17 protein-coding genes are annotated in these 26,467 nt (G+C 57.0%); 5 read left to right on the top strand and 12 right to left on the bottom strand.

The features are described from left to right. The first annotated feature begins 220 nt into the window (after nt 1-220). The 3 genes from LCM31_RS15090 (at nt 221) to LCM31_RS15100 (ending at nt 9,440) form a co-directional block, all read left to right on the top strand. Nucleotides 221-1,978 carry an alpha-amylase family glycosyl hydrolase gene (locus LCM31_RS15090; RefSeq protein WP_224871456.1) on the top strand — a complete coding sequence of 586 codons (1,758 nt, stop codon included), beginning with the start codon at nt 221-223 and terminating at the stop codon, nt 1,976-1,978. 343 nt (nt 1,979-2,321) lie between these two features. After that, a complete protein-coding gene (locus tag LCM31_RS15095; protein ID WP_224871458.1) occupies nt 2,322-7,979 on the top strand; it encodes a PQQ-dependent sugar dehydrogenase in 5,658 nt (1,885 codons plus the stop codon). Between the two features lie 18 nt (nt 7,980-7,997). Continuing rightward, entirely contained in the window at nt 7,998-9,440 is a 1,443-nt protein-coding gene (locus LCM31_RS15100) for a DUF1552 domain-containing protein (RefSeq protein WP_224871460.1), read from the top strand. 79 nt (nt 9,441-9,519) lie between these two features. On the opposite strand, the gene LCM31_RS15105 is transcribed toward LCM31_RS15100, so the two are convergent. From LCM31_RS15105 to LCM31_RS15125, 5 genes are all read right to left on the bottom strand, one after another. Next, nucleotides 9,520-10,356 carry a DUF3014 domain-containing protein gene (locus LCM31_RS15105; RefSeq protein WP_224871461.1) on the bottom strand — a complete coding sequence of 279 codons (837 nt, stop codon included), beginning with the start codon at nt 10,354-10,356 and terminating at the stop codon, nt 9,520-9,522. Between the two features lie 207 nt (nt 10,357-10,563). Continuing rightward, on the bottom strand, nt 10,564-12,480 hold the full coding sequence (locus LCM31_RS15110; RefSeq protein ID WP_224871463.1) for an alpha-amylase family glycosyl hydrolase: 1,917 nt from the start codon (nt 12,478-12,480) through the stop codon (nt 10,564-10,566). A gap of 22 nt (nt 12,481-12,502) precedes the next feature. Next, the gene (locus LCM31_RS15115) at nt 12,503-14,962 is read right to left on the bottom strand and encodes a glycoside hydrolase family 31 protein (protein WP_224871465.1); all 2,460 of its coding nucleotides are present in this window, start codon (nt 14,960-14,962) and stop codon (nt 12,503-12,505) included. 41 nt (nt 14,963-15,003) lie between these two features. After that, a complete protein-coding gene (locus LCM31_RS15120; protein WP_224871467.1) occupies nt 15,004-16,905 on the bottom strand; it encodes a glycoside hydrolase family 13 protein in 1,902 nt (633 codons plus the stop codon). A 220-nt stretch (nt 16,906-17,125) separates the two neighbouring features. After that, entirely contained in the window at nt 17,126-19,051 is a 1,926-nt protein-coding gene (locus tag LCM31_RS15125; protein WP_224871469.1) for an amidohydrolase, read from the bottom strand. A 307-nt stretch (nt 19,052-19,358) separates the two neighbouring features. On the opposite strand from LCM31_RS15125, the gene LCM31_RS15130 reads away from it, so the two are divergent. Then, complete coding sequence (locus tag LCM31_RS15130) at nt 19,359-22,205, top strand: alpha-amylase family glycosyl hydrolase (RefSeq protein ID WP_404804562.1); 2,847 nt, start codon at nt 19,359-19,361, stop codon at nt 22,203-22,205. Between the two features lie 111 nt (nt 22,206-22,316). On the opposite strand, the gene LCM31_RS15135 is transcribed toward LCM31_RS15130, so the two are convergent. After that, the gene (locus LCM31_RS15135; protein ID WP_224871473.1) at nt 22,317-22,484 is read right to left on the bottom strand and encodes a DUF2986 domain-containing protein; all 168 of its coding nucleotides are present in this window, start codon (nt 22,482-22,484) and stop codon (nt 22,317-22,319) included. A 166-nt stretch (nt 22,485-22,650) separates the two neighbouring features. Between LCM31_RS15135 and LCM31_RS15140 the strand changes: the two genes are divergently transcribed. Next, a complete protein-coding gene (locus LCM31_RS15140) occupies nt 22,651-23,355 on the top strand; it encodes a spermine/spermidine synthase domain-containing protein (RefSeq protein ID WP_224871475.1) in 705 nt (234 codons plus the stop codon). Nucleotides 23,356-23,383: 28 nt separating this feature from the next. Here LCM31_RS15140 and LCM31_RS15145 read toward each other — a convergent pair whose 3' ends face one another. The 6 genes from LCM31_RS15145 to LCM31_RS15170 form a co-directional block, all read right to left on the bottom strand. Next, on the bottom strand, nt 23,384-23,971 hold the full coding sequence (locus LCM31_RS15145) for a DJ-1/PfpI family protein (protein WP_224871477.1): 588 nt from the start codon (nt 23,969-23,971) through the stop codon (nt 23,384-23,386). Between the two features lie 26 nt (nt 23,972-23,997). After that, nucleotides 23,998-24,396, bottom strand: coding sequence for a hypothetical protein (locus tag LCM31_RS15150; RefSeq protein ID WP_224871479.1), 399 nt, complete (start codon nt 24,394-24,396; stop codon nt 23,998-24,000). A 41-nt stretch (nt 24,397-24,437) separates the two neighbouring features. Next, complete coding sequence (locus LCM31_RS15155) at nt 24,438-24,887, bottom strand: hypothetical protein (protein ID WP_224871482.1); 450 nt, start codon at nt 24,885-24,887, stop codon at nt 24,438-24,440. Between the two features lie 47 nt (nt 24,888-24,934). Continuing rightward, on the bottom strand, nt 24,935-25,378 hold the full coding sequence (locus LCM31_RS15160; protein WP_224871484.1) for an FAD-binding oxidoreductase: 444 nt from the start codon (nt 25,376-25,378) through the stop codon (nt 24,935-24,937). Nucleotides 25,379-25,444: 66 nt separating this feature from the next. Continuing rightward, nucleotides 25,445-25,783, bottom strand: a complete 339-nt coding sequence (locus LCM31_RS15165) for a cupin domain-containing protein (RefSeq protein WP_224871486.1) — start codon at nt 25,781-25,783, stop codon at nt 25,445-25,447. A gap of 36 nt (nt 25,784-25,819) precedes the next feature. Then, the gene (locus tag LCM31_RS15170; RefSeq protein WP_224871487.1) at nt 25,820-26,464 is read right to left on the bottom strand and encodes a hypothetical protein; all 645 of its coding nucleotides are present in this window, start codon (nt 26,462-26,464) and stop codon (nt 25,820-25,822) included. Nucleotides 26,465-26,467: the final 3 nt, after the last annotated feature.

A 26,467-nucleotide genomic window follows, 5' to 3' on the forward strand; every position in this document is an offset into this window, starting at 1 on the left:
TCTCTCTCTGCGCAGTATTTGTTCTTCTCCGGCGCAGATTTACCGCCCCCTGTTTTTGTGTGCTTTTTGTGCTTGTAGGCGGCCCCTAGAACGGGGAGTCAAGATTATCACCGACCGTTGATTTTTTCATCTACGCCCCGCCCCGGGAGGATGAATCTGGGGGGCAGCGGAGTACATTACGCTGATGTGATGACCGTTCCATGACGACGGAGGGAAGATAATGAGAAAAATGACCAGTTTGGCGGCCTTTATTTCAGCGGCGGCCCTGACCATGAGCGGATGCACCGACAGCGACGTCGAATCCGTACAGAGCGCCCCAGAGGCCCCACAGAATGTAGCCAAGGCGGCGCCGGCCAGCGACAAGAGCGCGGCCACCGATCCTTTCTGGAACAACGCTACCATCTATTTCATGCTCCCGGACCGTTTCCACAACGGTAACCCGGATAATGACCTGTCCTACGGCCGTAAGGGCGATGCCGCCCATATGCGCGGTTTCCACGGTGGTGACCTGCGCGGTGTGATCCAGAAGCTGGAAGAAGGCTACTTCACCGACCTGGGTGTCGACGCCATCTGGATGTCCCCGATCATCGAGAACGTGCACGGCTACGACGAGGGTGACAAACGCACCTACGCGTTCCACGGCTACTGGCCGAAAGACTGGACCACCGTTGATGCCAACTTCGGTACCGAAGAAGAACTGGCCGAGCTGATCGCCAAAGCGCGCAGCAAAGGTGTGCGCATCTTCATGGATGTGATCATCAACCACACCGGCCCGGTGACCAACGAAGATCCGCTGTGGCCGTCTGACTGGGTGCGTACCAACCCGCAGTGTGATTGGAGCAGCTTTGCCCAGAACGTCACCTGTGCACTGACCGACAACCTGCCAGACATCCTGACTGAAAGCGAAGAGCCAGTCGACCTGCCGCCGCAGCTCACCGAAAAATGGCAGCGCGAAGGCCGCCTGGATCAGGAGGTGGCTGAGCTGGATGCCTTCTTCGATCGCACCGGTTACCCGCGTGCGCCCAAGTACTACATCGTTAAATGGCTGACCGACTGGGTGCGCGAATATGGTGTAGCAGGCTTCCGTGTAGATACCGTAAAGCACGTTGAGCCGGAAATCTGGAACGTACTTAAGAAAGAAGCGAGCCTGGCGCTGGCTGAGTGGAAGGAAAACAACCCAGAAAACAAACTGGATGATCGTGAATTCTTCATGGTCGGTGAGGTTTTCCATTTCGGCGTCAATAATTTTGCCAGCAGTGAAGGCCGTTACTACAACTTCGGTGATCGCAAGGTCGACTTCTTCAACCACGGTTTCGATAGCCTGATCAACATGGGCTTCGCAGCCCACGCTTCCCAGGATATGGAAAACATCTTCAGCGACTACTCCAGCATTCTGCACGGTGGTGAGCTAGATGGTGTTGCCGTGTTGAACTACCTCGGTTCCCACGATGATCACCACTCGTTCGACCGCGAGCGTAAGCAAGTGAAAAGCGCGGCGCTGAAACTGATGCTGGCACCGGGTGGTGCGCAGATTTACTACGGTGATGAAATTGCCCGCCCAATGATTGATGAACAGGCCTATGGCGATGCATCCATGCGCGTGCCGATGGACTGGGACAGCATTCAGCAGAGCGAAACCAGCGAGATTCTGAGTCACTGGAAAAAGCTCGGTCAGTTCCGTCAGTCGCATATGGCGGTAGGTGCTGGTGTGCACAAGCAGCTGAACGAAGCCCCTTATATTTTCTCGCGTACTCTGGAGCGTGATGGCGCCGAGAGCGATCGAGTCCTGGTTGCCATCGATATGCCTGCAGGTGCGAAGAGCGTTGCAGCTGGTGGCGTATTTGCCGAAGGCGCAGTGGTAAAAGACTACTACTCTGGCAGTGAAGCGGTTGTTGAAAATGGCGAGCTGAAGTTTGATACCGCATTCGACATTCTGCTGCTTGGCGAAAGTAAATCCAGCCAGGTGAGCGTGCGCTAATTTTTGAGTAACGAAATTTCGAAGATGTTTTTCGAGTCCACATTTATCCTTGTGTGACCCAACCCTCTCTTTCTCGTCGAAAGGTTTGCCGATATCAAAGTTCTGATATCGGCTTTTTTTTGCCTGCCATTTATGCAAGTTGTGCATGTCTTCACAATTTTGGCGGGGCGTATGACTACGCCCCGGGGGGGAGGAGGTACGCCTCTGTAAAAAAGGAGTAACGTAAAAGCTCGCCCCAAAAAGGGGCGCGAAAAGCATGCTGAGAGGTCGTCAGCAAAATAATAAAAACCGCATGTATAAACATGACGGTCGTCCGGATAAAAATAACTCCCGGAGCACAGCGATGATTTCTACCCCGAAAAAAGCCGGAGTGTCACACTCCGTTGCTGATGTTTGCCTGCGTGTTTTTTTTGCGCTGGCACTACTCCTCCCGTTGAGCGCGAGCGCGCAAACCTGGTCTGAAGCCTGGTTCCGCGGCACCCCGAATAACTGGGGCACCACGGCGATGGAATACGATGCCGGTGAAGGTGTCTGGTTCACCGAACAGACGTTCGATGACGCCAACCCGCGCTTCAAGATCAGCCACTATCAGAACTGGGACGAAGCCTACCCAGCGAATGACTATCAAGTTGCTAATGGTCGCTATCGCATCACGTTTAATGATGCCAGCAAAGCGATCACCGTCACCGAGGTGGTCGAGCCTCCGCCCGGGGATTCCCCCACAAGTATCTGCTTCGATAATCCGGACAATTATGCCCAGCCGCATATTTATTTCTGGAACCCACAGCCGGGCGGTAGCCTGAACAATCTGCCGGGCTGGCCCGGCAATGTGATGACGGCATCGGGTGAATATTTCTGCTACGACTTTGAGCCTCATCTGAATGGCGGTGTGATGCCCGACTCACTGAGTGTTATTTTTAATAACAACGGTGCACCGCAAACTGCAGACCTCACCTACGATGGCAACCCCTGCTACATTCAGAACCAGTGGATGACTGCGGGTGCCTGTGGACTGGATTCAGAGCCGGTAGTCGATCTGCCACCTACCACGCGCCCATTGCTGGAACAGCCGCTGAATTTCCCGATTTCCGGTAATGTCACCGGCGGTAGCTACCGTTTCGAAATCGCCTACCCGAATCTTCAGGGTCAGTTTATGTCCCCGGTGATGGTGATTTCCGATGGCATTAACGATTCCATGTACGTGGTAGATAAATCCGGGTCCATTTTCATTTTCCCGAACCGGGAAGATGTGGCGCCCGGCGAAGTGAACACCCTGTTGAATATCGACAACGAGGTGCGCAACTACCACGAGCAGGGCCTGCTCAGCATGGCGTTCGATCCCAACTACGCCAGCAACGGATATATTTATATTTACTACATCCACGGCACCGACGATAACGAACGCGCCCCGGATGGCAGTTACGGCGACGCGATCCTCGCGCGCTGGACGGTAGATAACCCCAGCAACCCGACCCAGGTGGTTGCCAACTCCAATGTGGAAATCCTGCGTATCCCGCAGCGTGGTCCGGACCACAAGGGTGGCATGATGCAGTTCCACCCCGAGGACAATAACCTCTACCTCGGTGTTGGTGACGGTGCCTATGGCCACAGTGCCACCATGAGTTACCCGGAAGACCCCCGCACCAATAACGGTGCACAGGAAACCGATAACCTTCTCGGTACTTTTATCCGCATTAAACCGCTGGCACAGCCGGTGGACGGCAAGTACTACGAAATTCCCGCAGATAATCCGTTTGTAGGCGTACCCGGATTCCGCGAAGAAATCTGGTCTTATGGCCACCGCAACCCGTGGCGCTGGAGCTTCGATACCGAGGCCCCGTACACCCTGTGGGAAACCGAAGTGGGTCAGGCGGGCTTCGAAGAGGTCAACCTGATCGAAAAAGGGAAGAACTACGGCTGGCCGGTGTGTGAAGGCACCAACAACCGTGGTGACCTCGGTGGTGACCCCGCGAAAAACTGCAGTACCGATTTCGAACCGCCGCGCGATGGCTACGCTCACCCCACCGGTTACTCCATTATCGGCGGCGTGGTATATCGCGGAAATTCGCTGCCGGGCCTGAGCGGCCGATTTGTCTTCGGTGACTACGTTACCAAGCGCATCTGGTCGATCGTCGACGGCGAAGCCAAGGAGCTAATTAGCGAAGCTTTCCCAGAAAATATCGCCTCGTTCGGTACCGACCTGAGTGGTGAGACTTTGTTAGTCTCCACTTACGGTGTGGAGTACGGCGGCCAATCGACGATCTACAAAGTTGTCGATGACGATGCGCAAAGTGCGGTGATCCCGGCAAAACTTTCTGCCACCGGATTGTTCGCCGATGTGCAAAACCTGGTGCCGGTTACTGGCGTACTGGAATACGATCTGAACACCGATGGCTGGTTTGACGGCTCCGATACCCGTCACTTCATCGCCCTGCCGAACGACAGCCAGATCACATTCGACGGTACCAATAACTGGAACCTGCCGATCGGCTCGGTACTGGTAAAACACCAGAGCATTGCTACCGCAGATAACCCGGCCAAGCCCTTTACCACTTCTGTGCTGTTTCGGCAGGACACCGGTAATTGGCAGGCCGCAAACTATTATTGGAACAGCGACGGTAGCGACGCTGATCTGGTTACCGAATCACTCACAGTGATGGACGGCGGTATCGAGAACCGTCAGAGGGCCGTGCAGTCTGCCGCCGACTGCGGATCCTGTCACATCGGAAGTGGCAGTCGCGAGCCCCTGGCGGTACATACTCGTCAGCTGAACAAAAACTTCCAGTACGGCGAAGGTGCTGAAACCATCGCTAACCAGCTGGATGTGTTCAACAATATCGCACTGTTTACGCAGAATATTGGTGGTGTCGATACCCATGGCAGCTTTGTTGATGCGGAAGATACCAACGCCGATCTGGACGAGCGTGCGCGCGTCTATCTCGACACCAACTGTTCGCACTGTCACGCCAGCGGCTTTATGGATCTGCAGTACGACACGCCGTTGGACGAAATGCGTCTGGTAAACGTGGAAACCACTGGTGGTGCCGCACGCCTGCGTCCGTTCGATCATGCCAGCAGTCTGGTCTACATCTATCAGACCACCGATAACAACCGCATGCCTAAGGGCACCCTGTATACCAACCCGGTGGCAGAGGCCCTGTTCCGTAACTGGATCGACAGCGTCAACGCGCAGCAGGTTGGTATCGTGGTGCGCGCCGATGACAACCGCCTTAATGCGGGCGATGCGTTGAACGTTGATGTGCTGGCACTGTACGACAACGGCTTTACCGTACCGGTGGATGTCGCTCCGAGTGTGACTTCAAGCAATTCGTCGATCGTAACAGTCGAGTCGGTGAACCAAAGCGCTATCGTGTTGCGTGCTGGGACCACTGAAAATGGCACCGCGACGATTACCGTGCAGCAGGGTGGATTTACCGAAACCCTGAATGTCGAAGTCACGGGTATTGAAGTCAGCATTACCAAACTGGAAATCGCCCCGGGCAATGTCGCCCTGGATAGCAGTCGCCAGCTGGTTGCCTATGGCGTGCGTGCCGACGGTACGCGCGCAAATGTATACGGGCAGGTTGTTTGGTCCGTGACCAGCGGCCCGGCGACGATTGATCAAAGTGGTCTGGTAACCCGTAATGCGCAAGGCGCGGTTACGGTGCAAGCCGTGTTGGGTGAGTTAACCGCGGCGGCCACTCTGGAAGAGGGCTTCAACGGTATTGCTGTCCGTTACGACAACCCGGAAGATTGGGATCAGGTATTCGTTCATCTGTGGGTAACTGTAAATGGCCAGGACCAGGCGCTCACTCAGTGGCCTGGGCTGTTGATGTCCGGTCCCGATACCGAAGGTTGGTGGAGCCATTCAGTAGACGAAGCTGATCTGGAAAATGGTGAAGTCAATCTGGTGTTCAACAGTGGCAACGGTCAGCAGACCGGTGACCAGCGCAACATCAATGAGTCCTCCAGTTTCGTCGGCGGTGCCTGGGAACCTTGGGTTCCGGAAGCGCCGGTGGGTGGCGACACCTCACGTGTCTCAGTGATTGGCGGAACCACGGCTGATGGCGAGCGGGATTATGCAATCGGCAGTGTGATTACCGTGAATGCAGATGCGGCTCCTTTGGGCACCGAATTCGGTGGCTGGAGTGGCGATGCGACGCCTTACATCGTCGGTGATCCTTCGCAGCCTCAGGTGCAATTGTTGATTCCGCAACACGACCTGTCGCTGGTGGCACTCTTCCCGAGCAGTAATAACGACTACCAGGCCGGGCAGAATTTCTACGCGGCACAGTGTGCTAACTGTCATGGCGATCAGGGTCAGGGTGATGTTGCACCGGCTCTGGCTGGTACCGGCAGCAATTGGGATCTCAATGTGCTCACGCAGTACATCGAAGACTTTATGCCGATGGACGCCACCGCCAGTTGTGCGGGCGACGAGCCTGGTGCCTGTGCTTATGAAACGGCTCGCCTGATTGTGGACGAAGCCTGGAGCACGAGTAATTGTTCCGGCAACGACTGCGATGGCAGTAACCTCGATGCGCGTAACATGCGTCTGCTGACCCGTGAGGAATACCTCAACAGCGTCAGCGACGTCTTCGGTATCGCCTTCGATGAGTCTGTGATGGGACCGGTGCCGGCAGATGGCTTGTTCCGCAACTTCGACACTGCCTCCTTCCTCACGGCCGGCAACGACCGCACCCTGGGGTACGAGCAGGTTTCAGAACAGGTTGCCGACATGGCGGTTTCCCAGTTCGGCTTTAACAGCTTGATTGATGGCTGTGGCGATAACCGCTGTGTGGTCGACACACTTGGCTTCCGCCTGTTCCGTCGTCCGCTGACGACTCAGGAAATTGATCGTTACACCGGCTTGTACACCAGTGAGGACGATGGCCGTCTGGTCGTCCAGGCCATGCTGATGTCGCCGCATTTTATGTACCGTTCCGAGCTGGGTGAACTGGATAGTGCGACCGGGCTGTATCGCCTTAACAACTACGAAATCGCGACCCTGCTTTCCTACACCTTCTGGGTAACCGCGCCAGATGACACCCTGTTGCTGGCTGCGAGCGATGCAAACTTTGATGTGGCCGCACAGGTAGACCGTCTGCTGGCGGACCCGCGTGCGGAACGCGGACTGCGCCGCTTTATCTCCGGTTGGCTGATCAACAACCAGTATCCTTTCCCGGCGATCAGCAGTGCAGATCTGATTTCGGCATTCAAAGAAGAGACCGTCGGCTTCGTGCTGGAAAATATTCGCGGTAACAACGCATTCAGTGAGTTGCTCTCTGCGAATTACACCTGGGCGAACGGTGAACTGGCCGCGCACTACGGGTTGGAAAATACCAATGGTGACTGGTCTATTCGCAACTTCCCCAACGGTGACGCGCGCAGTGGTACTGGCCTGCTGGGTCACGGCAGCTTCCTCGCTTCCCGTACCAGCACGGTAAACCCGGCGCCGATCAAGCGTGGTGTTTATGTGCGCGAAGTGCTGATGTGTCAGGAGTTCCCGCCACCTGCGGCAGCCGACTTCAACGTAGTGTTTGAAGACAGCGACAGCAACCGGGAAGCCACCGCGCGGCATACCTCGGATCCGGCCTGTGCTGCCTGTCACCAGTTTATTGACGGTGTTGGCTTCGGCTTCGAGCGTTTCGGTAGTGATGCCCTGTATCGCACCATCGAAACCATCGGTACCGGTGAGCAGCGCGAAATTGACGATAGCGGCAGTATTAAGAGCCTGTACAGCGCGGCTACGGTGCTAGACCCGGCGAGCGAAAGCTACGACTTCTACTCGATACCGGAGCTGGCATCGCTGATTGCCAGCAGTGATCAGGGCGAAGCCTGCTTTGCACGTCAGTTCTACCGCTACGTGGTTGGGCGCGAAGAGGGCACAAGTGATGACCTGATTATCCACGCGGTCAGTGAAGACCTGCGCAATGGCGGTGGCATGCGTGACATGTTGCGTACGCTGGTTCTGTCTGACGCCTTCACTCTGCGTCGCTAAATTCGGGAGATAAAAACAATGAAACTGCTGAATAAACTTGGTTTTGCTTCCGTAAAGGAATCCACCAGCCAGTCGCGCCGCAAGTTCCTGCGCAACCTGGCACAGGCCGGTATGCTGTTGCCGGTGGCCAGTAGCATGCTCGGGCAGCGGGTATTTGCGAATACCGGCTCTGCGCAGCGCGTGCTGTTCCTCTACTATCCCAACGGTGTGGTGCCCTACAACTGGGTGCCACAACAGGGCCCGGGCACCATTAGTGGCAGCCAGGAACTGAGCTTTGGCTTGGGGCCGCTGTCTTCCTGGCACGATCGCATGATTGTGCTGCAGAACATGACACTGGATATCGGTAGCGGTGCCGGAGCCCACTACAACGATATGCGCGGCATTCTCACCGGTAACAATGAAATCAGTCGCGAAAGCGCCAGTATCGATCACTTGATTGCGGAGCAGTTGGGCAGCGAGGGTGTATTGAGCCTCGGCGTGCGTACCGGCGGCCGCTCCGACATCATGATCTCCAAGCCGCGCGGTTACGATAGCGGCGCCCGCCCGATTCCGAATAACGACCCGGCGGATGCCGCGCAGAAACTTGCCGTTGGTATTAGCGGTGGCGGCGGCAGTTCTGGTGGTAGTAGCTCTGGCGGCAGCAGCGGCGACAAACAGGCCTATTACGAAGCGATTCTCAACGACTTCGACGGCCTTGCCGAAGTTACTCTCGACAGCGCCCGTCGCGACAAACTCACACTGCATGAAAATGCACTGAAGCGTTTGCGGGATCTCGCCGGCAACCAGGTAGGCGAGTGCAGCTTCAACACCAATGTGATGAGCGACCCGTATGCCAGTTCCTCGAGCCAGCTAACACCCACCGAATGGCAAATGTTCCCGCATTTGGCGCGCGCGCAAATCGATAACATTGTGGGTGCTTTCTCCTGTGGCCTAAATCGGGTCGCCACCCTGCAGCTATCCAAAGGGGATGAGAACGGCAACCTGGTGAACTATTCGTTCGATGAGTGCTGGCAGATGTCGCAGGACGCCATTAGCCAGGGGATTCAGCACAGCTCTGATAGTGGTACCGTGGGTTCCATTACCCGCTGGTACAACGAATTCGCCAGCCACAGTGCCTCGCATCGCCCGGGCGATGTGCCGCACACCGCACAGGTGCGCTGGTATCACAGTCTGCTCGCCTACACCTTGCAGCAGCTCGAAAACAGCGGCTTACTGGATGACACCCTGGTGGTGATGTTCTCAGAAGTTGGTGATGGCTCGAAGCACGGGGGTGCAGCGGGTGCGGTGACCCTTGCCGGCGGTGCCGGTGGCGCCCTGCAAATGGGCCGGATCATCAATTGTGGCGACGGGGTCAACAACGGCCAGCGGATTTACGGCACGCATCAGCTGTTTGGTGATGTGGCCCGCTATATGGGGGTAACCAGTTTGCCGGAAAGCCACTGGTCTGGTGGGGTTGTGTAACCGCTTCGATCAGTCCAACACAAAAAAGCCCCGAATCTTCGGGGCTTTTTTATCTGCTTTGCGGAAAGGTTGTAGCGAACTACTGCTGCTCGGAAGGCATGTTTTCCAGTGCGCTTTTTAGTTCGGTCAGTTTTTCTTTCACTCGTGCCGCGTTGTCCGGCCCAATGCGAATCATCAGTTTGTGCAGGCCAGGCATCTTTTCCATTTTCTCGTCTTCGAATTTGTAATACACCGTGGGGCGGACCAGCTTAACCGGGCCGTCGACTTCCGGTGCGGCCAGTGCCTGATCGATGGCAGCGAGTAGCGCTGCGTGGAAGTTTTTGTTCTTGAGGCCGAGTTCACCATACGCCTGCTTCAGGCGTGGGTACCAGAACTGATACAGGTTTACCGCGGTGTCGGTATCCACCATGGCGAACAGGCGTACCGGTGCGTCGTAGCGCTGGTAGTTTTCCTGCGACAGTACATAAACCTTTTGTCCGTCCGGGCGGATCTCCAGTTCTTTTACTGCAATTTTTCCGTCCACGTTTTTAAACGGACGGTTCTTGTGCATTAGGTCGCCCTTGGTTGCCGTGTTTACGGCAGCTACCCATTTGCGCACCACTTCATCGGGCACAATCCAGCGGGCGAGTGTGCCATCGGCGGAGAGACTGACCAGATCGTTGGCGGCCTCTTTGTCGCTATCGTTCAGCGCGGGCAGTTTGCGCGGTTCTTCCTTGGGTGGGGTGGGTTCCGGCGCGGGGGGGATTACGGGTTCCGGCTCTTCCAGCTCAACTTTGGGCTGAACTTCGGGTACCGCCTCGGGCACGGCCACCGGTGTTTCGGGTCGGTTGGCTTCTTTAATCACAAACCAGTAAATACCGGCAATGACTGCTGCCGCTACCAGCACGGCAACCAGCCACTCTTTGATTCCACCCATATGACAATCCTCCCTTTAAAACGCCGTGCACCAAATTTGGCGCCCAAAAATCAGTGTAAACCACTGACTGTGAAGTCTAAGACAGTATCAGGTTGGAAAGGTTTCGGATACGGGAGCGTGTGGCAGGTAGGGACGAGGGGTGGGAAGAAAGTGCGGGGCGCGCAGAGGCGCCCCGCCCAGTATCATAGCGAGTATCAGAGCTAGAGATCAGTGCTCGAGCTTGAGGATCTGACCGGACAGCGCAGGCGCAGTCAGGGCGACGGAAGCGCTGAGGTCATCGGCGACCACCAGTTCCGTGCTACCTTCCTGCAACTGGTTGGTAAGGGTGTACTTACCCGGAGCCAGCTGCCACCGCTTGATCAGGTCAGATGGCACAGCCAGGTCCACCGCGCTGTCGCTACCGGCGAAGTTAGCAACCACCAGCAGGCGATCGTCACCGGCCCAGCGCGCAAAGCTGTACAGCTTGTCGGAGTAGTTTTCACCCTGCGCGCGGTTGTGGCGGTGCAGGTCCAGGTATTCACCAGAGAGTGCCGCACTCTGGCTACTGAAAGTCAGCAGCTCGCGGTAGAAGTCGCGCAGGGACTGTTCGCCGGCGGAAAGCTGTTCACTGTTGAACTGCCCTTCATTGTGCCAGCGGCGAATGCTGGGAACAGACCAGTAGTCGAAGATGGTGGTGCGGCTGGTCTTGCCGAAGCCGGCATCGCCGTCGCCCGGCTCGCCCAGTTCCTGGCCGAAATAGATCAGCGTCGGCGCACCGCTCACGGTAGCGGAAACCACCATGGCCGGGATACCTGCCTGCGGGTTACCGGCAAATTCCGGCGAGGCGATACGCTGCTCGTCATGGTTCTCCATAAAGCGCAGCATGTTGTCTTCGATACCGCTCAGGCTTTCCTGAATCTCCACCAGCGGATCGGTGCCGGCTTTGCCTTCCATCACCGCACGGATAGCATCGTAGGTGCCTACCTTGTCATACAGGTAGTCCATCTTGCCCAGGTGGATGTAGTCCCGGTACAGCTTCGGCTGGTAGATTTCTGCCAGCAGCAGCGCGTCGGCTTTCTGCATTTTAATGCTGGAATTCAGGTAGCTCCAAAATTCCACCGGCACCATGCCAGACATGTCGTAGCGGAAGCCGTCGACACCGAAGGCAAGCCAGTAGTCGGTGATCTGGCGGAATTTCTTCCAGCTATCCGGAACGTCCTGCTCCGCCCAGAAGGCCGCATGCGCACGGAAGTCTTTCTCCGCGTAGTCGGCCGGCAGCTTCGCAAAGTCGTAGCTGCCGTCCGGACGCACACCGAAGTTGATCTTCACGGTTTCGTACCAGTCGCCCTGCTGGGGCTGCGGGGCGCGGCTGCCGTTGCCGGTCCATTTGGCGGGTACTTCTTCAAACTCGCCATCCACCAGTGCATGGGCTTCACCGTTTAGCGGCTGGTAACCGTCGGTGGCCACAGGTACCTGAAAGGGCTCGCCGGGGACGTAGTAGAAGTTGTTGTCGCGCGCATAGGCAACGCTGCTGTCGTCGTCCGCGCCGAAGTCACGCACGCCCTCGGGTTTGGCCAGGGACTGGTAATTACGCGCAACGTGGTTGGGAACGATATCGATAATGACCTTGAGGCCGGCGGCGTGGGAGCGCTCCAGCAGCGCTTTGAACTCTTCCAGGCGCTTGCTCGGGTCGTTAGCGAGATCCGGGTTTACCGAGTAGTAGTCCTTGATCGCGTAGGGAGAGCCGGCACGGCCTTTCACCACGTCCGGATCGTCATTGGCGATACCGAATTCGGTGTAGTCGCGCACTACCGCGTGGTGCAGCGCCCCGGTGTACCAGATGTAGTCGGCACCCAGGTTGCGGATTTCTTCCAGCGCCTTGGGGGTGAAGTCGCTGAACTTGCCCACGCCATTTTCTTCAATGGTGCCCCAGGGTTTGTTGGTGGCGTTGGTGTTGCCGAACAGGCGGGTCATCACCTGGTAGATCTCCGGCTTGCCGGACAAGCTTTCTACAGAAGCTTCAACCGCTACCTCAGTATTGGACTGGGTCTGTGCACTTTCCGCTGCTTCCATCTTTTGGTCACAGCCACTCAGGGTGGCGGCTGCGACGGAAGAGGCGAGTATGAGCTGAATAAACTTTTTCATCTTCTCTCTATTCGCTTTTTGTTTACTGGGCGACCGAAAGGGACTGACTTGCGCCACTCCAGGGGAACTTCACGTGCAGCGTTTTTTCACGCTTGTTGTACCAGGCGGTGTTCTCGGTCAAATCTTTTTCGCGCTTCACCAGGGCGATGGTGTGCTCACCCTGCTGGATGGAAGCGGGCAGGGTTACGTTGTGCAACACCAGTTCCACATTGCGACTTTTCGGGGCGCCGGTGTAGCCGTCACCTTCACGGGTAAACGTGAAGTCGATACCGGTATCGTTGCGCTCGCCACTGAACAGCAGCTTTTCGTACTGGCCTTTGGCAAAGGCATCGGCGGTTACGCCATCGTCTTCGTACACCGTGCCGGAGGACTGTTGCACTGACTCGTGCGCGTAGTAATCCAGGCGCAGGTATTCGCTGGTGTATTCCTGGGTGTTTTTCATATCCGCCACGGTGGGGATGAACGCACCGGCGCGTACCAGTACCGGAATGGTTTCCAGGCTCACCTTGATCTCGGCCTTGTCGCCGCCGTACTGGTTGTCGTTCCAGTAGTCGAACCAGATTCCACCCGGCAGTTCTACAGATACGCTGCGGGTATCTTCCATCACCGGTGCCACCAGGAAGTCGTTACCCCACAGGTAGGCACTCTTGTTATCCATCAGTTCGAGATTGTTTTCGTTCTCGAAGAACAGCGGACGCATCAGCGGCATACCGGTCTGGCTATTCTCAAACGCCAGGGTGTAGTTGTACGGCAGCAGGCGGTAACGCAGCTTGATGAACTCGCGAGTAATGTTGCGGGTCTTGCGGTCGTGGAACACCGGCTCCGGAGCGATGTGCTCCTGTGCATGCGGACGGTACACCGGCTGGAAGGTGCCGTACTGCAGCCAGCGGATATACGGGGTGCGTTCAAAGCGCTCGCCATCGGCAAAGCCGCCCAGGTCGGAGTGGGTGTAGGCAAAGCCGAGCAGGCCCATTTGCAGGGACAGCTCAACCTGCGGTTGCAGGCCGCCCCAGCCGCGCGACACGTCGCCAGTCCACGGGATCATGCCGTAGCGCTGTGAACCCGGGAAACCGGCGCGCATCATAATGAAGGGGCGCTCGTCCGGGTTGTTGGCTTTTTCGTTTTCGAACAGCATCTGCGCCCAGCGGTGGCCGTAGGCGTTGTGGATTTCATCCGCCATGCCGATCGCGTGCACGGTGTCGGACGGGTGCACTTCCGGCTCACCCAGATCGCCCCACCAGCCGGAAACGCCCTGTGCTTTCAGGTCCTGATAAATATTCCAGAACCAATCGCGGCCGTCTTCGGAGAAAACATCGATCAGGCCGGTGTTGCCGAAGTAGAAATCAAACTGCTTGGGTTTGCCGGCGAGGTTTTTCGCCAGTGCGTTGCTGGCTACTGCCTCATCCCAGCGCTCGGAGGTGGAGAGAACAAACGGCTCGGTAACCAGGATGGTTTGAATGCCCTGTTCTTTCAGCTCCGCCATCATCTCGACTGGCTGCGGGAAGTTTTCTTTGTCCCACGCCAGGTTGCCCATGTGGCCTTTGATGTCCGGGCCAAACCAGTACAGGTCGAGCACCAGCGCGTCTACCGGAAAATCTTCGTCGTTGAAGGCCTGGATGGTTTCGCGCACTTCCTGTTCTGAGCGGTAGCCGAAGCGGGAGGCGAAATTGCCCAGCGCCCAGCGCGGTGGCATCGGCTGGCGGCCGGTAACGTCCACGTAGTTTTCGATCAGTTTGGGGTAATTCTCACCCGCCACCACGATGTAGGCACTGCGCCCACCCACGGCTTCAAACTGCATCACGCTGTCTTCGCTGGCACCGAGGTCCATGGTGCCGGTGGCACTGTTGTCGAACAGCAGTACGTATTTATTGCTGCTCATCACCGCCGGCATGGAGAAGTACATCTGCTCGGATTCGGTGGAGTAGCCGTAATGCGCCTTGTTGTACAGCGGCAGGCGATGACCGCGGCGGTCCATGCCCAGCACGCGCTGGCCACCACCGATTAGTTTCTCATCGTCGGTGAGGTTAAAGCGGAAGCCGCGCATGGTCTGGTTGGCGAAGAAGCCGTGCTCTTCACTCAACAGCGGCTTGCCATCGTGCAGGTATTCGATGGCAAACGGCGACTTGTGAATCACCGCGGTGATGTCGCCAAGGGAATAGCGCAGCGCTTCGGTAGAAACATTCAGTTCCGCCTGCACGTCTTGTTGCAGTTGCTGGTGTGCACGTGCGAAGGAGGGCAGGTGTTTCATGCCCTCGCGCTGGTAGTGCACTTCCAGTGCGCCAGAGTTCAGCGGGGTCAGGGTTACCTGGCTGTCGCTGGTTTCGATCACCAGCTTATCATCGAACAGCGTGTGTTCCTGGTAGCTGCGCGCGGTATCCGCAAATGCTGGTTGCAGGGCGGCGGCCAGCGCTGTTGTTAAAACAGTTTTCAGGCCGAGTTTTTGGAGCAGCCTGGTGGGCTTTTTGCTTTTCACTACTTTCATCGTCGCTTTCGTTTGTCTTTTTGTTTAAGTACGGTCGTTTTTTAAAATATTTCGGCAACCAGTACATCGCTTGGGGCGAGTACCAGTTCCTGCAGCGGTTGGGATTTGCCGCTGGTGATGTCGGTGGCAGTGGCCTTATCGCCAAGGACTTCCGCCATGTGCGCAACGGGTAATTCGCGCGCGCGGTCGCTCTTGTTGATGGCTACCATCACCGTTTCATTTTCGTCGTAGCGGAAGTACACGTAGAGCCCATCGATGGGGGCAAAGTGCTTGAGCTCGCCACTGTGAATTACGTCTTTTTGCTTGCGCCAGTTAAACAGGGTGCGCACATACTGTTGCGCTTCGCGCTGTTTGCGGCTCAGCTTTTTACCGGTAAACGCATTGACCTTGTCGCCCGCCCAGCCACCGGGGAAATCACTGCGTACCACGCCGTCGTCGCGGTGCTTGGGGCTTTTTGCGAGGATTTCATCGCCGTAATAGAACTGCGGGATGCCGCGCATGGTGGCGATATAGGCCACGGCCATGCGGAACTTGCCCATGTCTTCGTCCAGCTGGCTATACATGCGGCTCATGTCGTGGTTGCCGGCAAGGATGACCAGATTATTCGGGTCGGGGTAGAGCACGTCATTCGCCAGTGACTCGTACAGGGTGACGAGGCCGGTGCTCCAGGTTTCCGGTTTTTCCAGTCCATCGCGCAGGCCATAGAGCAAGGGGAAATCCATCATGCTCGGCACGTGGGATATATAACCGTTGCGGTTTTTATTGCCCGCCTGCCAGTAGGCTACCAAGGCCGCCTGTCGGGTCCACTCTTCACCAACGATGTTGAGGTTGGGGTACTCACGCATCAGGCGTGCGGACCAGTGGGTAAGAAAGTCCGCGTCGGAATACGCATAGGTGTCTACACGAATACCGGACAGGTCCGCATATTCCACCCACCAGATCGCGTTCTGGATCAGGTAGTTGGCCATGCGCGGGTTGCGCTGGTTGGGGTCCGGCATGGTGTCCACAAACCAGCCATCGGTGAACAGCTGGTGGTCCTTGTGGCTGGCATAGGGGTCCATGTGCACGGTGCGGGCGTGGTTGGTGTATTCGTATTCGCCTTTGGCGACGCCGTTGCCGTTCAGCCAGTCGTCCGCCGGCAGGTCATCGAGCCACCAGTGTCCGTCGCCAATATGGTTGGGCACCATGTCCTGGATAACGCCAATACCCTTGTCCTTGGCTGCCGCCACAAACGCGCGGAAGCTGGCGTTGCTGCCATAGCGGGAGTCGATGCGATAGAGGTCTGTCGCCGAATATCCGTGGTAAGAGTATTGCGGCTGGTCATTCTCGATCAGTGGGTTCGGCCAGATCTGGGTAAAACCCATATCGGCGATGTAGTCGAGGTGCGCCTGCATACCAGCGATGTCACCGCCGTGGCGGCCGTTCGGGTCGGCGCGGTTGGCTTCTTCTTTGGTATCCGCGGTGTTGTCGTTACTGGGGTCGCCGTTGGCGAAGCGGTCCGGGGTAATCAGGTAGATGGTATCGCTGGAGTCGAAGCCCTGACGTTCGGCGGAGCCGGCGCGGCGCTGCTTCAGCTCATAGCTCAGCGCCTGCTGCCAGTTGTCTTTGCGCAGTTGAATCTGCAGGGTGCCGGGCTTGGCATCGGCGGATACCGACAGGTTGATAAACAGGTAATTCGGATTCTGTTCGCGCTCGGTACCGATCACGGTCACGCCGGGGTAGTCGAGGCTGACTTCGGCACCGGCGATGTCGCTGCCGTGCAGCATCAGCTGCAGGCTCGGCTCGGCCATATTCGCCCACCAGAACGGCGGTTCGGCACGCTCCAGCTGCGGTGTTGATGAGAGGTCGCTCGCGGCGGCAATGACTGTGGACGGAACCGATACGAGAGTGGATGTCAGCGCAAACATCAGGCTGGCGGCCAGGCGGCGAGTGGGCTTGGACATGGCGGGCACCTGTAGAAATCCAGTCGGGCCGTCTCAACGCGCCTCCCGTTAAAGAGTTCGCCGAGACTTTCCGGTTATTTTCTCCATTGTGCCCAAGGGCTGCACCCTTGTTATCCCCCTCTGGTGAGGGGGAGAAAGACATTAATTCGTGCTCCTAAAAGAACCGATACAGAACCCCTGTAGAACCCATATTTGTGGCGGATAATCACCCCTCAGATGGTCAATTCATCTGCCCGAGCGCCTCGCCAAAGACACGGTTGGCCATGCAGATATCCCCGTGCCCCGCGGGGTGCTGGCTTGAGTGGCTGTGCCCCGCGTGAATTGCCTCGGCCAGCAGGCGTGCGGTGGCCTCATTGGGTACCGGCCCGAGCCCGTTTGCCGCGCTGTTGTTGTGCTGAATTGGCAGCTTGCGCCCCTCGTGTACGGTGCCCCAGATGGCAATATCCTTGATCTTGTCCGGAGCGATTGTCACCGGGTTGTCCGCAAGAACGGTGAAGTTCGCGAGTTTTCCCGGCACGATACTGCCAACTCTCTCCTCCAGACGCAGGGAGTAGGCCGCGTCCAGCGTGACCGCCTTGAGTGCGCCCAGGCGGCTGGCGCGTTGGTCCGGCCCTGCCACCCGGCCGGAAACGGTCTTGCGGTTGACGGCACTGTGCATCAAGAACAGCGGCTGGGCGGGGGCCATGGGCATGTCCGAGTGGAAGGAGTAGGAGATACCGGCGCGTTCGATATCGCCGATACGCACCATGTTGTCCGCCCGCTCCGGCCCCAGGCCGACCTTCGAGTACATGTCCCCAAGCATGACCAGGTAGTAGGGGTTGCCGCTGAAAATAGCCCCCAGCTTTTTCGCCCTGTCGATCTGGTCCTTGTCCGATACGGCAATATGAACGAGCACCGTGCGGTGGTCATGCCGAGGCTTGCGCCGCATATTGTCTTCCAGGTTATCCAGCACCAGATCGAGGCCGGCGTCGCCATTCACATGAACGTGGATCTGGTAACCCGCATCCCAGTAGGTTCGGAAGGCCTTGGAGAAGCTTTCCGGTTGCATGATCCACTCGCCGTGGTGGCCGTCGAGATAGGGCTCACGCAGCTGCATCAGCTGGGAATAGACCGCGCCGTCGGCAAACAGCTTGATCTGGTTGGGGGTGATACTAGTCATGCCTTCGCCCCAGCTCAGGGTCTTTTTGACCTCCGCGACGGCATTGTCCGGAAAGGCTTCGAAAATGGAGCGGCCATCGGGAATAAAGTAATAGCGGAACGGAGAATCCGGCGGCGACAGCACCGCGTTTTCCGCCGCCTGTAACTCCTTCGAATAGAGGCCGCCGGGCTCCGAGGCGAGAGTAATACCGTTAGCGTGCATATATTGCTGGGTCAGCTCCAATCCCTTGTGGAATTTCTGCGGGCTGGTGATTACCGACATTAATTTGGGGGCCCAGGCAAACATGCCGCTTTCCCAGAAGTGTCCCTTGGCCAGGTCGGTTTGTTTCTGTGCGGCCTCTGGCAATGCATCAATAAATGCCTGGTCGATACCCAGTTTTTCCAGCGCCTTGGTATTCATAAACGTTTCGTGCCAGGAGCGATGGATCACTACAATCGGCCGCGTGGTGCTCACTTTATCCAGCAGCTCTTTGGATAATTCACCGTGAAACAGCTGGTGGAAGCCCCAGGAAAACAATACCTCGTCAGGATCTTGCAGTTTTGCGTTGGCCTCCTTCAGGCGCGCGCGATACTCCTGTTCGTTATTCGCCGCGGGAATGGTGCCGTAGGGCATCTGCCAAGATTCGATGGCAATAATTTCCGACGACATGGTAAGCGCCGTCAGCATCGGATGATCGTGCTGCGCAATTAATCCCGGTACTAATACCTTGTCGGCAAAAGTGCGGTCCACGGTAAATTTTTGATCGCCCGCAGCGGCCCTTAATTCTGCCAGCGAACCTGTTGCCACAACGCGGTCACCTATTACGGCTACCGCCGTGACATTCGGTTTATTCGGTGAAAGCGTGACAATTTCTTTCGCTACAAAAATAGTGGCGGGCTCGGGTGGTGATGCGGCCTCCGCAATGGACTGCAAACTCACGCTCTGAGCCAGTGCGAACTTTGTCAGCAGTAAAAAACTGCCTGTAGCGGCCAACCGAAATAGGTTCATTAGCATCCTTTTCATCCGATTTTCCTGTGGCGCCACTTGAGAAAGTGCGTAGCAGCGCGATTTTTTTCAATCACGGTTAAATATCTGCTCAAGTTTAGAACGCGTTCCACGCTTGGGTTTTGTGTGAGTGCTTTCACATTTTTCTGCCTGTTTACCCGCCTTAAAAATGGTTTGTGCCTGATGGCCTGGCGCGCATTTCATCCACGCCCCGAACAGGGGGGAGGTCAGCCCCGCCATGAATTCGCACCATGCAAACAGGGTCCGTTTATGGCTCGAAATACCGCATAAAAATAACTCAGGTGAGATGATGAAAATGAATAGAAAAACCCTGGCGGTGGCCGGGTTGCTGCTATTTGCCAGCAGCGCCGCCCACGCCGAGTGGTTCTTGCGTGGTACCCATAACAACTGGCAAGCAGACCAGATGACCGATGTCGGCAGTAACACCATGCTGGCAGAAGACGTCGTATTTACCTCTGCCGGTCAATTCAAATTCGACCGCTGGGGCGACTGGAGTGAAAACTACGGTGCCAACCAGCAGCAAAACGGTCCCGACATCACTATTGCCGCCGGCACCTGGGATATCGAGTTCTACACCGATACCAAGGATTACAGCATTCAGCCTGCCGGTGCCCCCGATGCCGATAACGACGGCGTACCCGACAGCCAGGACCAGTGCGCAAATACCCCAGCCGGCGTTCAGGTGGACGCCAATGGTTGTGAAGTTGTAGTAACCCTGCAGCTGCATATTCGCGGCACACACAACGGCTGGGTGCCCGGTGACCTGCTGAGCGATATCGGCGGTGGTCTGTACAGTGCCTGCCGCAACTTCACCGCCGGCGACGGTGGTGGCGGCCCACGTTTCAAGATTGACCCGAACGGCGGCTGGGGCGGCGATGAATTCCCCGCAGCGGACGTATCCGCCAGCGGTTGGACCGAAGTTGTGGTTAACGGCAATAGCCTGAGCATTAGCAGCGTTACCACCGACATGGCTGCTAACTGTGGCACCGGTGTTACTGACACCGATGGCGACGGTGTGGCCGATGGCGCTGACCAGTGCCCCAACACCCCGGCTGGTGCCCAAGTGGATGCCAACGGCTGTGAAATTATTCCTGACACCGATAACGACGGCGTACCCGATTCCGCGGACCAGTGCCCCAATACTCCCGCCGGTGCCAATGTCGACACCAACGGCTGTGAGATTGTGCCGGACCTGGCCCTGCACCTGCGCGGCACCCACAACGGCTGGGTAGCGGGCGACCTGCTGACCCGCGTTGCCGGTACCGACAACTACGAAGCCTGCCGTAACTTTACTGCCGGCGATGCAAACGGTGGTCCGCGCTTCAAGATTGACCCGGATGGCGGTTGGGGAAGTGATGCCTTCCCGGCGCAGGACGAAGCGGCAAGTGGTTGGACTTACATTCTCGTCGATGGGGACAGCAACACCCTGATTAACGTGAACACCAGTCTCGGCGAAAACTGTGGCGCAGCCCCGGACGACACTGATGGCGACGGCGTACCCGACGGCACCGACCAGTGCCCGAACACTCCTGCCGGCACCAACGTAGATGCCACCGGTTGTGAAGTGACGGTAACCCCGCTGAGCGATTTCCGTAACCGCAGCATGTACTTCGTATTTGTGGACCGCTTCCACAATGGCGACACCAGCAATGACGGTGGTAACAACCCCGCCGGTACTTCCGCCAGCAAGCAGGCCGGTGGTCTGTCCGAGTGGAAGAAATACTGGGGTGGTGACATCCAGGGTCTGATCGACAAGCTGGATTACCTGCAGAACCTCGGCATTACCGCCATCTGGGTAACTCCGCTGAATGACAACATCGACAACACTGGCAGCGATGGCGCTTACCACGGTTACTGGGGCCGCGACTTCTACGAAGTGGACGAGCACATGGGTGACTGGGCGCTGGTTGATCAGCTGGACGCCGAGATGGAAGCCCGCGGCATGAAGCTGGTTCTGGACATCGCCCTGAACCACTCCAACCAGGACGACCAGTACGAGTTCGGTTCCCTCTACAAAGAAGGCACCTTCATCACCGACTTCCTGCAGGATGACGGTACCTGGTACCACCGCAATGGCGCCATCGCCGACTGTGGCGACAGCGACCCGAGCACCCAGTGCTTCGGTGAGTGGGACGACCCCTGGGCCTACACTAACAAGACCCTGTTCAACCTCACCGACTTTAACCACGGTGTAAGCAGCAACAGCGTTGCCGACCAGTACCTGATCGATGCCGCAATCAAGTGGATGCAGCACGGTGTAGATGCCTTCCGTATCGACGCCATCAAGCACATCGAGCCGAGCTTTATCAAACGCTTCAACGATGCTGTGCGTGCGGTTGATCCGGATGTGTACATCTTCGGTGAATGGTACGGTGCAGGCGCTGGCGACCCGGTCTCAATGGATTTTCTGACTTCTGCGAACGGCAAATCTGAGTTGTTGGACTTCAAGCTGCGCAACGAAATCGAAGCGGCGATCGCCGGTGACACCACCATGACCGAACTCAATGCCCACATTGAGTCCCGTCCTGGCGCGATGGGTGGCAACGGCCGTGAAACCTGGCAGCCGATCTTCCTCGACAACCACGACGCGACCCGCACCAGCGTATTCCTGCAGACCTCTGGTCCTGTGGATAACGGTCGTACTGGTAAAGGCTTCGGCAAGGCTCTGGCAGATGCCCGTCAGAACCTGGGTATGGCGCTGGTGATGACCCTGCCGGGAATCCCCACCATCTACTACGGAAGTGAGCAGAACTCCACCTGGTTCGACGCCAATGGCGACGGCCAGATCGGTCACGACCCGTACAACCGTGAAGCCATGCCGTCCTTCAGCGAAACCAGCGATGCGTTCCTGATGATCAAGGCACTGGCAGAACTGCGTGCACAGAGCCCGGCGCTGGCCTCCGGTAGCTACAACCAGCGCTGGGTGAACGGCGACATTCTCGTATTCGAGCGTGTTTCCGGCTCCGACAGCGTGATGGTTGCGGTAAATCGCGGTGGCAGCACCTCCATCAACGTGAGCAGCCTGAGCCTGGCCGACGGCCAGTACAGCAGCCTCACCAGTAGTGATGTGGTCAACGTGAGCGGCGGTTCCGCAGTACTGAACCTCGACGCAAACGAAGTGATCGTCCTGCACTAAGTTTCTGCAGACATCACAAAGACAAAAAGCCCCGGGGTAAAACCCGGGGCTTTTTTATTTAGCAAAAGATCGACGTATCTAATCCAAAGTAAATCTTTACGGAAAACGCGTTTAACTCTCCGTGTCGATATATGTCCCGCCTTCCTGTTCCTGTTCTTGCTCAATCTTGGCCCGCTCCGCCTTGGAGATATAACGCGGCTTCTTTTTCGGGTTCAGCTTGTCGTTGGCCTTCTTGGCCTTCTTCTTCAGGATCTGGTTGACCTTCTTTCTTCGGTTCATGGTTCGCTGGTGCTCGTACTGCTAAGCGGGGCTAGACTGGGGGTGGCCCCGTCACTCAGGACAGAAGGCGCAATGGGTCATCATAACGTCACCAGCCCAGCGAACCAACGTATGCTACAGTGCGCGCCCCGTCCAACGGCACAACCCCTTTTAGCGAGCACGCAGTATGAAACCCTGGATTGAACTCGGCACCGCCCAGATCCCCAATAACGGCGGTGTGCTTACCCTGCGCCAGCGGGACCAGGAGTTCTCCATCTCCCTGTCTGGCCCCCGTGGTGAGCTGATGAACAGCCGCCGGTTCAACAGCGAGCAGCAGCTGTCGGTACTGGGTTGTGCACATCTCAACAACAAAAAGAATGCCCGGGTGCTGGTGGGCGGCATGGGTATGGGTTACACCCTGGCGGCAGCGCTGGACGCGGTGACCGGTTCCTCGGAGGTGATCGTCGCCGACCTGATCCCGGAAGTGGTGGAATGGAACCGCGGGCCACTGGGGGAATGTGCCGGGCGCCCGCTGGATGACAGTCGCGTCGTCGAGCATATCGGCGATGTCGGCGAGTTGCTGGTGAACCGCAGTGGTGAATACGACGCTGTGCTGCTGGATGTAGACAACGGCCCCGAGGGGCTGACCCATTCCGACAACAACTGGCTGTACTCCATCGAGGGCACCAGCAGTATCTACAAAAGCCTGGTGCCGGGCGGTGTGCTGGCGGTGTGGTCGGCCTCACCGGATGCGGTGTACGCCAACCGGCTGAAAAAAGCGGGTTATCAGGTCGAGGTTAAAACCGTACGCGAACGCCCGGGCAAGGGCGCCCGCCACGCGATCTTTCTGGCCAAGAAGCCAGTTGGGCAAGGCGGGCGCAAGCGTCGCTAACCGACACGGGAGTGCGCGCTAAATCTGATTACAGCGCGCGTTTCTGCCAGTCGTACTCCATCTGCTTGGCGGTTGCTTCCGCCAGCGCTAAGTCGACGAGTTTGGCAACCAGATACAGGCTCATATCGATGCCAGCAGAAATGCCGGCAGACGTTACAAATTTCCCGTCCTCAACCCAGCGCTGCTCCGCCAACACCGTGAGATCGGGATAGCTTTCCTGCAGGTCCGCCAGATCTTGCCAATGGGTGGTCACGCGCAGGCCACTGACCTGCCCGGCCTCGGCAAGAATGAACGCGCCGGTGCACACCGAAGCTACATGGGGTGTCTTAGGAGCAATCTCAGCCACCCACTCAATCACTTTCGGGTTTTTCACCGCCTCCGTATGCACTCCGCCCACCACGATCAGCAGGTCCATCGGAGGGTGGTTGTCGAAGGTGAAGTGCGGGTTAATGCCATAGCCGCCGCGGGCCATCACCGGCCGTTTGTGCTGCGCCACCAAAAATACGTTAAAAGCATTTTGTGGGTTGGATAAGCGGCTGGCGGTAGAAAACACCTCGAATGGCCCCGAAAAATCCAGCACCTCGGCATTGTCATAAATAAAGATACCTATGTTCATGTCGGATCCCTCCCAATAAGAGAACGTTATTCAACCCGCTGCCAGACCTCGTATTCGACACGCTTGCCGTCTTCCCAGCGCTCGTTGTACCAGTGCGTATCTTCGATCCGAGTGGTAAACGCAAACTTCGCTCCGGCCGCCTGACCGAAGGAATTGTAGTGCAAGGTCTCGGTGTACTTTCCGTCTACAAGTTCGTAAGTGCCCGTTCCGGACGCCCAGAAGTCAGCGCCCTTCATAGAAGTAAAGCTGAAGTGAGATTCGGAGATCACCTTCAGTGCTTGCATATCCAGATCCTTGTACTCCACCAGCGTACCACTGCCGTCCACATAGTTACCGGAAACCAGTTTCCAAACGCCCACCAGCTCTTTCGCCACAGACAGTGAACTCACCAGTGACAGCGCAATTGCGATAGCGAATTTCTTCATCGTACTTCCCTTTAAACGATTAACAATATATGAGTAATTCATCAGCGATGGCCGCGGTGCTTGCTGTTGTTGGCCACCACTGCTGCACCAGTGGAGCCCACCACCGCACCGGCAAAGATCTTCACCAGGTCGATATAACCGGCAACATCTGGCACGGGCTCACCTTCCTCCGCCGCCAGCGAGATACCAAAGGCAATACCGCCAAACACGATCGCCAGCAGGGCAGAGATCAGTGTCACCGCAGAGAGCTGGTTCAAAATGTTCTCACGCCAGGAAGACTGCTGGGCATCGGGGAAGCGCATACCCGGCGCATACTCCTTGGCCGCCTCTGACAACGCGGCCGCCTTGGTCAGCTGATTATTGGCATCCGCCAGCAACTCCTTGGCGCGCACCACGATCTTCTCGCGGATTTCAAAAAGATGGTCATCCAGCCAGAGGTCATCGTCCAGCTTGGTACCCGTGTGTTTCCCCAACCCTACTGCTTCGGTCATTGTGGTAAGTGTCCCTGTGAGATTGTTATTTGTTATTGGTTTTCGTTTCATTGGTCGTCGGTCTTGTTATTGGTATTGCCGCTATCGGTATTGTCGTTAGCTGTTTTATCGCTATCCGTTTTTCCGGCCGCCTCACTGCGTTCAATTGCCGCCAGCTCCTCTGCAGTGAGTGCCTTGTACCCGCGCCACATGGGCCAGCCATAACCCCAGCGGAAGTCTGTGGGCAGGTAGGGGGTGCCGCCAATGCGCACACCGCCGAGCATCAGCAGGGCAATCTCTTCCTCACCGGTTTTCTCCACACAGGCCTTCAGCGCCTCGTCCGCCGCCTCGCGCTCCTCAAAAGTGCCGCCCTTCCAGTAGGCATAGTCGTGCGCGGTACAGCACTCCAGCCACAGTTCTTCCTGCTCGATGGTTCCGTCAGGGAAGGCACTGCAGCCGTCGGATGTGAAGGGCTTGATTTCCACAGCAAGTGACTGAGTGCTGGCTAACATCAGCAGCACTAAATACACGAGTCTTGTAGAGGAGAGGAAATACATAGGCATTGCTACAGTTTACCGTTAATCAACTATCACGCGATCCCCATGGCTCGGAGCGGTAGAGGTAGCGGTAAATATTAGATCTTCGCCGTGAGTATTGCGAAGTTGATGCGGTGTGCCCGCGGGTACATGGACTCCCTGCTGGGGATGCAATGAGTGTGTCGTACCGTCTACTTCAATTGTGGCAATGCCGGATAGTACAAAAAAGAACTGCTCTGCGTGGTTATGGAAGTGGCGTACCTCGCCACAGCCGGGAGGCACACGCTCCTGAATCACACTTAGGTTAGGCGATCTCACCAGGTGCCAGCCATCGCAGGCATTACCCCATTGATAGTGTTCTGCGTTTTCAGTAGAAATCATCGTTTAGTACTGCTTATTCACCAAATTAAACGTGTATCACTCGGGAGTGTCTTCCGCTATAGCGGACCAAGCTTCGTGGGGCACTATGTCAATGCCGAGTTCAGCGTAAGTGTCGCTGGGGCGCCAGCTTCGATGCTTCTTATTGAGCAGATCATCCTCCCCACGAGTTATCCACACTACTCGGTAGAAATTTACCAGCAGGTGATAATAGGTCGACTTGTCCAGAGGCTCGTGTGAGTGGAATACATCCCTGAAGAAAGAGATTGGAGTCCAGTGCTCGTAGCGAAGCTTTTTAAATACTTCTCTGGTTGCCTTGTCTTTTACCTCGAAAGGTAACTTGCCAGTGATGTCCGAGTAGGAATCACATTCTTTGAGTAACTCGAGCGCGGCCTCCGAAATAAATGGGAAGTCCTTCCAGGGCCACTCGCGTACGACCTCGTTGCCTACAAATGCCAGAAAGCGGTCGCCGTAGAGATCGGTGTTTTCGAAGTATATCTTGTGCAGTAGCTCTAGGACTTCTGCCAGATGTGACATCCGCTTGCGAATGTTTTGTGCAATTTCAGCATCTGCTACGAGGTTAGAGTTGGACGAATCTACAGCTGGGCGCCTGCTCATTTTCAGCTGTTTGGTGCCGTGCTGCTCCCAGTGTTTTCTGACCGAATTTGCTTTTTCTTTGGACATTGT

This window comes from Microbulbifer agarilyticus (assembly GCF_020171345.1).
Classification (GTDB): domain Bacteria; phylum Pseudomonadota; class Gammaproteobacteria; order Pseudomonadales; family Cellvibrionaceae; genus Microbulbifer; species Microbulbifer agarilyticus_D.

Coding starts and splice junctions, on each gene's coding strand:
- LCM31_RS15090 (WP_224871456.1), top strand. CDS start 221: ATGAGAAAAATGACCAGTTTGGCGGCCTTTATTTCAGCGGCGGCCCTG.
- LCM31_RS15095 (WP_224871458.1), top strand. CDS start 2,322: ATGATTTCTACCCCGAAAAAAGCCGGAGTGTCACACTCCGTTGCTGAT.
- LCM31_RS15100 (WP_224871460.1), top strand. CDS start 7,998: ATGAAACTGCTGAATAAACTTGGTTTTGCTTCCGTAAAGGAATCCACC.
- LCM31_RS15105 (WP_224871461.1), bottom strand. CDS start 10,356: ATGGGTGGAATCAAAGAGTGGCTGGTTGCCGTGCTGGTAGCGGCAGCA.
- LCM31_RS15110 (WP_224871463.1), bottom strand. CDS start 12,480: ATGAAAAAGTTTATTCAGCTCATACTCGCCTCTTCCGTCGCAGCCGCC.
- LCM31_RS15115 (WP_224871465.1), bottom strand. CDS start 14,962: ATGAAAGTAGTGAAAAGCAAAAAGCCCACCAGGCTGCTCCAAAAACTC.
- LCM31_RS15120 (WP_224871467.1), bottom strand. CDS start 16,905: ATGTCCAAGCCCACTCGCCGCCTGGCCGCCAGCCTGATGTTTGCGCTG.
- LCM31_RS15125 (WP_224871469.1), bottom strand. CDS start 19,051: ATGAACCTATTTCGGTTGGCCGCTACAGGCAGTTTTTTACTGCTGACA.
- LCM31_RS15130 (WP_404804562.1), top strand. CDS start 19,359: ATGAAAATGAATAGAAAAACCCTGGCGGTGGCCGGGTTGCTGCTATTT.
- LCM31_RS15135 (WP_224871473.1), bottom strand. CDS start 22,484: ATGAACCGAAGAAAGAAGGTCAACCAGATCCTGAAGAAGAAGGCCAAG.
- LCM31_RS15140 (WP_224871475.1), top strand. CDS start 22,651: ATGAAACCCTGGATTGAACTCGGCACCGCCCAGATCCCCAATAACGGC.
- LCM31_RS15145 (WP_224871477.1), bottom strand. CDS start 23,971: ATGAACATAGGTATCTTTATTTATGACAATGCCGAGGTGCTGGATTTT.
- LCM31_RS15150 (WP_224871479.1), bottom strand. CDS start 24,396: ATGAAGAAATTCGCTATCGCAATTGCGCTGTCACTGGTGAGTTCACTG.
- LCM31_RS15155 (WP_224871482.1), bottom strand. CDS start 24,887: ATGACCGAAGCAGTAGGGTTGGGGAAACACACGGGTACCAAGCTGGAC.
- LCM31_RS15160 (WP_224871484.1), bottom strand. CDS start 25,378: ATGTTAGCCAGCACTCAGTCACTTGCTGTGGAAATCAAGCCCTTCACA.
- LCM31_RS15165 (WP_224871486.1), bottom strand. CDS start 25,783: ATGATTTCTACTGAAAACGCAGAACACTATCAATGGGGTAATGCCTGC.
- LCM31_RS15170 (WP_224871487.1), bottom strand. CDS start 26,464: ATGTCCAAAGAAAAAGCAAATTCGGTCAGAAAACACTGGGAGCAGCAC.